The following is an 11,562-nucleotide window of genomic DNA, read 5'->3' on the forward strand; positions in this document are numbered from 1 at the left end:
GGATGACGAAAATCTTACTGTTTGGCGAACCATTAATTCGAATCTCACCATTAGATGCCACCAGTATCGGCGATCATGTTGCCAGTTCGACTTATTTTGGCGGATCAGAAATTAATATCGCTTGTAATTTGCAAGCCCTGGGTATCTCAACGAAAGTCTTTACCGCACTCCCTGCCAACGAGATTGGAGATCGTTTTATTACATTCTTGAAACAGCACCAAATCGATACCAGTTCAATCTATCGGCTTGGCGATCGAATCGGCCTCTACTATTTGGAGAACGGCTTTGGTTGTCGTCAAAGTGAAGTTTTCTACGATCGTAAGCATACGAGTATCAGCCAGATTCGGCCAAACATGCTAGATATGGATTCTCTCTTTCAGGGGATTAGCCATTTTCATTTTAGTGGAATCACCGTAGCTATCGGTCAAGAGGTTCGTACGCTCCTTCTCCTACTCTTGGAAGAAGCCAAGCGCCGAGGGATTATCGTTTCAATGGATCTCAATCTGAGAACAAAGATGATTTCAGTCCTAGAAGCCAAGTATGAATTTTCTAAGTTTGCTCGTTTCGCTGATTATTGCTTTGGTATTGATCCTCTCATGATTGATGACCAAAATCTAGAGATGTTCCCAAGAGACAGAGCTAGCCTAAAAGAGGTGGAAAATCGCATGCAACTTTTAAAAAAAACCTATGGTTTCAAGGCCATTTTCCATACCCTCCGCTCTAGTGATGAGCAAGACAAAAATGTCTATCAAGCCTATGCTCTGGGAGAACGATTTGAAGAGTCTGTCCAACTAAAAACTGCAGTCTATCAACGAGTTGGTAGCGGGGATGCCTTTATCTCTGGTGCCCTTTACCAACTACTCCATCATTCCTCCCTAAAAACTAGCATTGACTTTGCAGTTGCCAGCGCAACTCTCAAATGTACTCTTCCAGGAGACCATCTCTCCACTCCCGCAGCTAGTATTGAAAAATTACTGGAAAATGCACAAGATATCATTCGTTAGGAGAATTACATGACCAAATCAGATACGATTATTGAACTAAAAAAACAAAAAATTGTCGCTGTCATTCGAGGAAATACAAAGGAAGAAGGACTACAAGCCTCGATTGCTTGTATCAAGGGCGGTATCAAAGCTATTGAAATTGCCTATACCAATCAGTATGCAGGGCAAATCATCAAGGAACTTGTAGACTTGTATCAGGACGATCAGAGTGTTTGTATCGGTGCAGGTACTGTGCTTGATGCCGTAACTGCTAGAGATGCCATTCTAGCCGGAGCAAATTACGTTGTTTCTCCATCTTTCCATGCTGAAACTGCAAAAATGTGCAATCTTTACAGCACACCGTACATTCCAGGCTGTATTACCCTCACAGAGATAACGACTGCACTTGAAGCCGGTAGTGAAATCATCAAACTCTTCCCAGGTAGTGCTCTCAGTCCATCATATATCTCTGCAGTCAAGGCGCCAATCCCACAAGTTTCCGTAATGGTAACCGGAGGAGTCGGCCTAAATAACATTCCTCAATGGTTCGCTGCTGGTGCAGACGCCGTTGGAATTGGTGGCGAACTCAATAAACTCGCTTCCCAAGGCGACTTTGACCGCATCAGCGAGATTGCCCAACAGTATGTTACACTCAGATAAAATGAAGTGAAAAAGGATAAGTGTTAACTTATCCTTTTTTAAAAGAAAAATCCGAAGATGTTTGACCTTCTTCGGATTTTTTCTATTTTCCACAGTTTCATGTGATTCATCTAGATGATGAACAAATCAGTTGTTCTTTCCTCTGCGGAACAGATAAACCGCCCCAAGTAGCAAGAGCCCTAGACTTGCCAAGATTGACTGACCTTCTCCTGTATGAGGGAGATTCTTTTGATCCGAATGGTTCTTTTCTTCTTCTGATTTTTCCTTTTCTTTTGAATCCTGAGTTTGTGGCTGAGCTGCTTGTTCTAACTTTTTAAAGACTTCCTGATCTGGCGCTGATTCCTGGGTTTCAGGATTGTAGTAGGCAACCTTATAGTCATCCCCTTCTTTTCGAATAGTATAGACTCCACGTTTCAAGACTTGGAATTGGTTGGAAATAGTAGAGACAGAATCATCATATTTCACAATGCCCCAAACTCCTTGTTTGGCATCATAAACAGACTGAAGGGTCTCATTGTTATCGATGAGGCTACTTTCTAACTCTTTTACCATTTGATTGAAGGTGGCACGATCCACGTTAGGGATGAGCATATAGCCATAAGAATCTCCATTTTGCTTATGAGCCTGACTAATCGTAAGAAATTCATTTTCGACTTCCTTGTCTGACTGTCCTTCATTGATATCCTTCCAAGATCCCTTTTGGACAGCCTTACTCATACTGATTGAACTCTTCTTAAAGAAAAAGTAACCAATATTCTTTTTCGAATTGGACGATTCTAAAAAGACACTTTGGGTTTCAGGATAATCCTTTTCTTGTTCTGGGAGGGAGGCTTCTTTATCATTGACATAGACTTTATATGGATCACTTGATTCCAGTTTTCTCTGGTCAATTGTAGTTGCAGCAGTATCTGTTGAAGTGTTCTGGATATTGCTTCCTAAAAAGGCAATCTTATCCTTCAGCATAAACCAGCTCTTATGAGCAGTCAATGTTTGATTCCAGTTAGTGAAATCCATGGTTGCTGTCGCATTGGCCTCATCTAGTTTGCTCGTTCCAACGAAAGCAGACGGTAGAACTTTACCTGTATCACTATCCAATCTCTTAGCATCCGTCTCTGTCGTACCAGGCATCTTATAGGGATTAACTGTTGGCCAGTAGCCATCGCTATAGTGACTCAAATCACCATTATAGAGATAGAACATCCCATCACTTGTATACCAACCACGTTTGTTTTCCTTGTTCATGTGTTCGTAATTCAAGGTACGACTGGAAAAGAGTGATAAGCCAAATCCAAACCCTTTCTCTGCATTGTACATAGCTGTTTTATCCATCTTGTTAAAGGCAGATAGGTAACTTGTTCTTGGAGTACTTGCGACTCCAGCATCGCTTAACAAGGATTGCATCAAACTGATATCCTTATAAGTCTTCAAATTCTTAAAGACATCATAATAACTATCTGATTGAACAATGGTCTTCACAAGACTCTGCAACCGTTGTTTGGTTTCTCCTTCAGACATATCCGCTATCCGGTGAATCCCTCTTAGTACTTCTACTGCGGCCACATGCCCCTCGCTATTTGCACGACTGATAGAGCGGCCACGACTCATATCCATCAGCTCTCCATTCACTAGCAAAGGAGCAAACGATTTATCAATCCAGTGGTACATGGTTTGCATTTTATCTTTATCGATTGGGCTCTTGGTCTTTTGAATAACTGGCAACAGTTGAGACAGGCCATCAATCAAGACATTTCCATAAGCACCCGTATAGGCAACATTGGTGTGGTCGATATAAGATCCATCCTGATAAAAACCTTCGCCTTGGTCTACCAACTTAAACACTTGCTCAATCGAACGAATGGTAGAAGAAATTTCTTGGTCATCCTTGCGCAGTAAACCAGCTATTACTTTTACCCTTCCCATATCCACTAAGTTTCCACCTAGGGCCTTAAATGGGTTATCAGTCGTCTTTCGGAAATGTTCGGGATCTGGCACAAATTTTTCAATCACATCTGTATATTTTTTTATTTCCTCATCTGAGAAGTATTCTTTCATCAGAGACAAGGTATTGTTGATGGCACGAGGTGTACCGATTTCATAATCCCACCAGTTCCCAACAATGCTCTTTTCACTATTGTAGACATGTTTATTCATCCATTCCATGGAATCCCTAACTGTTCGAATGACGGTTTCATCTTGATAATAACGAGAAGAAGGATTGGTCACTTGCTTGGCCATCTCCTCTAATTTCCGATAAGTGGCAGTCAGATTCGCAGACGTTTTATAATTTGAAAATTTTTCCCACAAATAGGTGCGGTCCGCCTGACTTGAAATACTGGATAGGCTATCAGCTACCTTTCCTTCCAGCTCCTGGTTTAACTTGGCCATCTGTTCATTTTTAGAATCATAGTATTGATTCCCAGCGATGATGCCATTCCAGTCATCCAAACGGTCTGTGTATGCATCCTTAACAGAGGCTAGAATCTTCAAAGGAATCTTTTTCACTTCCTTGCCATCTTTACTGATAATGACATTGGTTGTCCCTTCCTTAAGAGGTTCTAAAATTCCATTTTTGACTGAAGCAACGTCAGGATTTTCTACCTTATAAGTATAGTCCGCAAGAGCAAAGACATGTTTTTTCCCAATTGGTAAATCAATCTTTTCCTCAAGCTGTTTATCTGTTTGAGAATCCTCAGAAGGCTGGTCTGCTACCTCTACCAGCTCAATATCCTTAAAGGAAACAGTCCCTGTTCCCGTTTCATAGAATAACTCCAGCTTGATTTTATCAACATCTAAAGTCGGGCTATAGTCTGCTTCAATAGTCTGCCAGTCCTTTGTTCCCGACATTGTTGCAGAATTCCACAATTGCTTGTCCTTACCACTTTCCTCAATGATGCGAACCTTAGCAATCCCCACTTTATTATCTGTTTTAATCTTGAAACGCAGTTTATACTTTTTCTTAGCTTCAATAGGGACTATACGGTGAACTACTGCCCTTAGTTTCTCAGAACTTGAGATAGTGACAGCCCCATCCTTGGCTTCAATGACTCGAGTTGAGGCACCTGAAGAACTATTCTTCTGGTCTACCCAAGCTGACCACCCCTTAGCTTTGCTTCCTGTCCAAGGACTGCTTCCGTTCTCCGTCTGACTAAAATCACCATTTTCAACTAAATTTTTGGTATCCCTTTGCTGATACTGAACTTCCTTCTGGCTTTGCTGAATGGTATTCGTAGTCGTTTCTTCCGCTCCAACTGTCATATAATGGTTTAATAAAAATCCCGATAAAACAAGTGAAGACAAACTCACAATGAGCTTCTTTGTTTTTGTTTGCATGTGTACACTCCAATAAACATATTGTAAAATCAATAGGAACTAAATCTCAAATTAGAGATTTATAGCAACTGAGTAAACCGGTTTAATTAAATCATATCATTTTTAAAGTTATTTGTAAACGGTTTCTATCATATTGAGGGCTTATTCTTCAACAATATCTCCCATCCAACTCGACGAAAAGGGTAAAAACTGTTACAATGTAGAAAAAGAAAAGAGGCCCTCATGACCAGTGTATATGATTTTTCCGCTCTGAACCAAAACAACCAAGCAACTCCCCTGGAGAGCTATCGTGGCAAGGTTCTCTTGATTGTCAACACTGCTACAGGATGTGGTTTAACGCCCCAGTACCAGGGACTTCAAGAACTCTATGAACGCTATCAAGATCAGGGCTTTGAAATCCTAGATTTCCCTTGCAATCAGTTCATGGGACAAGCACCCGGCAGCGCAGAGGAAATCAATAGCTTCTGCAGTCTACACTACCAGACCACTTTCCCTCGCTTTGCCAAGATCAAAGTCAACGGCAAGGAGGCAGATCCTCTTTATGTTTGGCTAAAAGACCAGAAGTCTGGCCCGCTAGGAAAACGAATCGAATGGAATTTTGCTAAGTTTCTCATTGGCCGAGATGGGCAAGTCCTTGAGCGCTTCTCTTCCAAAACAGACCCCCAAACCATCCAAGAGTCTCTCCAAAAAATACTCTAATTTCTTTTTAAAACGTATCCTTTCATTTAGTTTGATCCCTGAAGGGTGCGTTTTTTCTTTAAAAAGTAACTGATTTTCTTTAATTTATATTTATTTTTTTGCTTTTTGCTATTGCAATTCTTTCATTAATTTAGTATATTTGTTATATTAAAAGTTTTCAGTCATTTTAAGGGAGAAATGACCTTTTAAATTTTTTTATCTTAAAATGAAAGCGCTTTATAAACAGGAGGTAAGGTGGCTTACAAATTATCAGAGAGTTTTTTCATTAAATCAAGTTGTAACCAAGTCAGACTTGGGCTTGGGCAGTAGCTGACTGCCTTTCTAAAAACTAGGAGTATATTATGAATCGATACCTTTTTGAAAAAGGGCAAACATTTAGCATTCGGAAGTTGACTGTAGGTGTGGCGTCTGTTATCGTCGGACTGGCATTTTTTGCTTCTGGAACCGTGCGTGCAGACGAAACGTCTCCTGCCACAACATCCAATTTAGATCAGCAAATGAAACAAGTCGCAGATATAGAAAAGACCAAGGTTGAACCAGTCAAAGAAGAAGGCCGTGTAGAAGCTGAAAAACAAGAAACACCTGTTGCCGATACCAACAGTGCTGACTTGCTCCCTGAAGACATTCAGGACCGTGCCTATCCCGACACACCTGTCAAAGAACTCGATACGACTACTATCGTTGACCAAAAAGCTAGTCCAAAAGTAGAAACTAAGAGCATTCTAAAGGACAAGGAAGAAGCTCCAAAAGAAGCTGAGAACGGAAATCGTGCCATCATTAACGGTGGACAAGACCTCAAACACATCAACTACGAGGGACAACCTGCTACTGCTGCTACTATGGTTTACAGCACTTACAACGCAGGGGAACAACGCTACCTCGTTTCAGGCTCAGGTATCTTTGTAGCACCTAACCTGATCCTTACCGTTGCTCATAACTTCCTAGAAGCCAATAAAGAAACTAGCGAAGGTCACATTCGTGGTGGAAAATCTGCCCAGTTTTACTATAACGTTGGTTCAAACAGCGAAAAGAAAAACTCACTGCCATCTTCTGGGACTACGGTTTTATTCAGAGAAAAAGACATACATTTCTGGAACAAGAAAGAGTTTGGAAAAGGCTATAAGAATGACCTTGCTCTTGTAGAAGCTCCTATTCCTCTTCCGATTGCTAGTCCAAACAAAGCAGCAACCTTTGCGCCTTTAGCGGAGCACAAGACACATCAGCCGGGAGAAGCCATCAGTACGATTGGCTACCCAACTGACTCGAGCTCCAAAGAACTGAAACAACCTATCCTAGCTGGTCAGCTTTACAAGGCAGATGGGACCATCCGATCTGTTGAGTCCTATGATGATAAGGGAACAACCGGTATTACCTACAAAACCACTTCTGTATCTGGTTTGTCTGGTGGCGGGATTGTCGATAGCCAAGGAAAAGTTCTGGGGGTTCACCAACACGGAACCGTTGACAATGGTGTGGCTGAAAAGGATCGCTTTGGTGGCGGACTCGTCCTTTCACCTGAACAACTGAAATGGGTGAAGGACATGATTGCCAAGTATGGTGTGAAAGGCTGGTACCAAGGTGATAACGGAAATCGTTACTACTTTACCGATGAAGGACGTATGCTTCGGAACGAAACAGCTGTTATCGGAAGCAACGAATATTCCTTCAACCAAGATGGGATTGCTACCTTGACCAAGGGAGTTGAATACGGTCGTGTGGTTATTCAACACGAAGACGAAGAAGGAAATCCTGTCAAAGATAATGACACCTTTATCGAACAGACAGCTGTTGATTCGCCATTTGACTATAATTTCAAAAAAGAAATTGAGAAGACGGACTTCTATCAGAAGAATAAAGACAAATACGAAATTGTATCCATTGATGGCGTAGCAGTTAATAAACAGCTAAAAGATACTTGGACTGAAGATTACAATGTTGTCAGCAAAGCGCCTGCCGGTACACGTGTCATCAAGGTGGTCTATAAAGTCAACAAAGGCTCCTTCAAAGTTTACTACCGTCAAAAAGGAACCACTACTGAACTAGCGGAAGCGACAGTTGATAACAATGAAGGTCAAGAGTATGACGTTTCCTTTGTCAACACCTTCCATGCAAAAGACATTGCTGGCTACCGTCCAGTCAAAACCAGCCTGGAAGCAAGGATCCAGCATAAAGGTGTGAATGAGGTCGTCTTTGAATACGAGCCAGTCGCTGATACAGCCAATCCAACGACACCGACTCCACCAGTCGCTCATCCAGAAGATAAAGAAACCGAGATTGGCAATCATGGACCTCTTCCAAGCAAGGCTCAACTCGATTACCACAAGGAAGAATTGGCAGCCTTCATCCACTATGGAATGAACACTTATACCAATTCTGAATGGGGAAATGGGAAAGAAGACCCCCGGTACTTCAATCCAACCAACTTGGATACTGACCAGTGGATTCGTACTCTGAAGGAAACGGGCTTCAAACGAACTATTATGGTTGTTAAACACCACGACGGATTCGTTGCTTACCCATCTAAATACACCAACCATACCGTAGCTGCTAGCCCATGGAAAGATGGTAAGGGTGACCTTCTCGAAGAAGTTTCCAAGTCCGCTAGCAAGTATGACATGAATATGGGTGTTTACTTGTCACCATGGGATGCTAATCATCCAAAATACCATGTTGCAACCGAAAAAGAATACAACCAATACTATCTCAACCAGCTGAAAGAAATCCTTGGTAATCCGAAATACGGTAACAAAGGGAAATTTATCGAGGTTTGGATGGACGGTGCACGTGGTAGCGGTGCCCAAAAAGTAACCTATACCTTCGATGAATGGTTCAAATACATCAAAGAAGCCGAAGGAGATATCGCCATCTTCTCTGCTCAACCGACAAGCGTTCGCTGGATCGGAAATGAACGGGGTATCGCAGGTGACCCTGTCTGGCATAAAGTTAAACGGGCCAACATCACAGACGATGTGAAAAACGAATACCTCAACCATGGTGACCCAGATGGTGATATGTACTCTGTAGGGGAAGCTGACGTTTCGATCCGTTCGGGCTGGTTCTATCATGACAACCAACAGCCGAAATCACTCAAAGAGTTGATGGATATCTACTTCAAGTCTGTTGGTCGTGGAACCCCACTCCTTCTCAATATTCCACCAAATAAAGAAGGAAAATTTGCAGATGCAGATGTGGCTCGCTTGAAGGAATTCAAAGCAACCCTAGATCAAATGTATGCGACTGACTTTGCCAAAGGCGCAACTGTAACAGCAAGTTCTACTCGTCAAAACCACCTCTACAAAGAAAGCCACCTCACAGACGGTAAAGATGACACCAGCTGGGCCCTCTCAAATGATGCCACAACCGGTAGCTTTACAGTCGATTTGGGGCAAAAGAGACGCTTTGACGTCGTTGAACTCAAGGAAGATATCGCCAAAGGTCAACGTATCTCTGGTTTCAAGATTGAAGTTGAAATCAACGGACGTTGGGTGACATACGGCGAAGGTTCGACCGTTGGTTACCGTCGCTTGGTTCAAGGCAAGCCTGTAGAGGCACAAAAAATCCGTGTAACCATCACCGGTGCTCAAGCAACTCCAATCTTGACCAACTTCTCTGTCTACAAGACACCAAGCAGCATTGAAAAGACAGATGGCTACCCTCTTGGACTTGAATACCACTCAAACACAACAGCGGATACAGCCGGAACAACTTGGTACAATGAATCTGAAGGTGTTCGTGGCACTTCTATGTGGACCAATCAAAAAGATGCCAAAGTAAGCTATACCTTTACAGGAACCAAGGCCTATGTCGTCTCTACAGTCGACCCAGGTCATGGAGAAATGTCCGTCTACGTTGATGGTCAAAAGGTTGCCGATGTCCAAACTAAGAATGCTAGTCGTAAACGCAGCCAAAAAGTCTTTGAGACAGGCGATTTAGCACCTGGTCAACACACTATTACCCTTATAAATAAAACAGGCGAACCAATTGCTACAGAAGGGATCTACACCCTAAACAATGATAGCAAGGGAATGTTTGAACTCGAGTCTACTAACTACGAAGTCGAAAAAGGAAAACCAGTCACTGTTAAGATTAAGCGTGTTGGTGGAAGCAAGGGGACTGCTACTGTGCGCTTCATCACAGAACCTGGAACTGGGGTTCACGGTAAAGTTTACCAAGATACAACTCAAGATGTGACCTTTAAAGATGGAGAAACAGAAAAGACTGTTACCATCCCAACGATTGACTTTACAGAACAGGCCGACTCTGTCTTTGACTTCAAAGCCAAGCTCACTTCTGTCACTGATGGTGCCCTGCTCGGTTTCGCTACAGATGCAACCATCCAAGTGATGAAAGCTGAATTGCTGGTCAAGGACCAAACAAGTTATGATGACCAAGCTAGTCAGTTGGATTACAGTCCTGGCTGGCACCATGAAACCAATTCCGCAGATAAATACCAAAAGACGGAGTCTTGGGCTTCCTTTGGTCGCTTAACTGATGAGCAAAAGAAAAAGACAACTGTCACAGCCTACTTCTACGGTACCGGACTTGATATCAAAGGCTATATCGATCCAAATCATGGTATCTACAAAGTCTTCCTAGACGGCAAAGAAGTTCCTTACCAAGATGGAATGGGAAATGCTTCAACTATTGACGGTAAGAAATACTTTAGCGGTCGTGCAGCCCAACGCCAAGGCAATCAAACTCTGGTTAGCTTAAAAGGTCTGGACGAAAACTTGCACGCAGTCACCCTTCAACTAGATCCTGATCGAAACGATTTGTCTCAAAATATCGGTATTCAGGTAGACCAATTTATCACTCGTGGCGAAGGTAGCGAACTCTACAGCAAGGCAGATATCATCCAGTCTATCTCAAAATGGAAAGATGATCTGTCCAACTTTGATTCAGCAGGCTTGAAAAATACGGCTACTGCACGCCAAGCTTTCCAAGCAAATCTAGAAAAATTAAGAAACCAACTCAGTGCTGATGCAGTGGATGTTCAAGAAGTCATGTTGACAGTCAGCGCCCTACAAGATATCCTATCCAAGGATGAGAACTATCAAAGAGGTCAAGAGGAGCCTAGTCCAGAGCAACCGGAACAGCCAGAAGAACCTGAGAAACCTGACCAGCCTGAGCAACCAGCTGAACCAAAACAACCGGAAATTGAGTACGATAAGGCTATGGACAGCTTGGCAAAAGCTATCGAGAAAAAAGTCGCTGAGCTTGGATCCAACAAGGAAGCTAAGAAGAAATTATTAGCAATTGCTGACCAAGCCATTGCTGCAATCCAAGAAGCCAAAACTCAGGAAGCAGTCAATAAAGCGCTAGAAACTGCTCTCGAACAAATCAACAAACTCGAAGCGGCTCAGCCTGAGAAACCTGCTGAACCGGAAAAGCCAGCTCAACCAGAAACTCCAGTTCAACCTGAGAAACCTGCTGAGCCTGAAAAACCAACTCAACCTGAGAATCCAGTTCAACCTGAGAAACCTGGCCAGCCTGAACAACCAGCTGAACCAAAACAACCGGAAATTGAGTACGATAAGGCTATGGACAGCTTGACAAAAGCTATCAAGAAAAAAGTCGCTGAACTTGGATCCAACAATGAAGCTAAGAAGCAATTGTTAGCCATTGCTGACCAAGCCATTGCTGCAATCCAAGAAGCTAAAACTCAGGAAGCAGTCAATCAAGCGCTAAAAACTGCTCTCGAACAAATCAGCAAGCTCGAAGCAGCTCAGCCTGAGAAACCTGCTGAACCTGAAAAACCAGTTCAGCCTGAAAATCCGACTCAACCTGAGAAACCGGCTCAGCCTGAAAATCCAGTTCAGCCTGAGAAACCAGCTCAGCCTGAAAAACCAACTCAACCGGAAACTCCGGCTCAGCCTGAAAAGCCAGCTCA

The 11,562-nt window shown here is 42.8% G+C and carries 5 protein-coding genes; 4 read left to right on the forward strand and 1 reads right to left on the reverse strand.

The window, feature by feature from the left end:
- The first annotated feature begins 2 nt into the window (after nucleotides 1–2).
- The gene (locus tag GMD6S_RS02745; RefSeq protein WP_000161467.1) at nucleotides 3–1,004 is read left to right on the forward strand and encodes a sugar kinase; all 1,002 of its coding nucleotides are present in this window, start codon (nucleotides 3–5) and stop codon (nucleotides 1,002–1,004) included.
- Nucleotides 1,005–1,013: 9 nt separating this feature from the next.
- Nucleotides 1,014–1,643 (forward strand): bifunctional 4-hydroxy-2-oxoglutarate aldolase/2-dehydro-3-deoxy-phosphogluconate aldolase, encoded by a 630-nt coding sequence (locus GMD6S_RS02750; RefSeq protein WP_000167290.1) that lies wholly within the window; start codon nucleotides 1,014–1,016, stop codon nucleotides 1,641–1,643.
- Nucleotides 1,644–1,769: 126 nt separating this feature from the next.
- On the opposite strand, the gene GMD6S_RS02755 is transcribed toward GMD6S_RS02750, so the two are convergent.
- Nucleotides 1,770–4,973 (reverse strand): LPXTG-anchored hyaluronate lyase, encoded by a 3,204-nt coding sequence (locus GMD6S_RS02755; RefSeq protein WP_001193745.1) that lies wholly within the window; start codon nucleotides 4,971–4,973, stop codon nucleotides 1,770–1,772.
- 222 nt (nucleotides 4,974–5,195) lie between these two features.
- Between GMD6S_RS02755 and GMD6S_RS02760 the strand changes: the two genes are divergently transcribed.
- Together GMD6S_RS02760 and GMD6S_RS02765 are read left to right on the forward strand one after the other, a co-directional pair.
- Nucleotides 5,196–5,672 (forward strand): glutathione peroxidase, encoded by a 477-nt coding sequence (locus GMD6S_RS02760; RefSeq protein WP_000205052.1) that lies wholly within the window; start codon nucleotides 5,196–5,198, stop codon nucleotides 5,670–5,672.
- A gap of 341 nt (nucleotides 5,673–6,013) precedes the next feature.
- A partial coding sequence (locus GMD6S_RS02765) for an alpha-L-fucosidase (protein WP_001083123.1) occupies nucleotides 6,014–11,562 on the forward strand: 5,549 nt, incomplete at its 3' end.

The sequence above is a fragment of the Streptococcus sp. GMD6S genome (assembly GCF_000297015.1).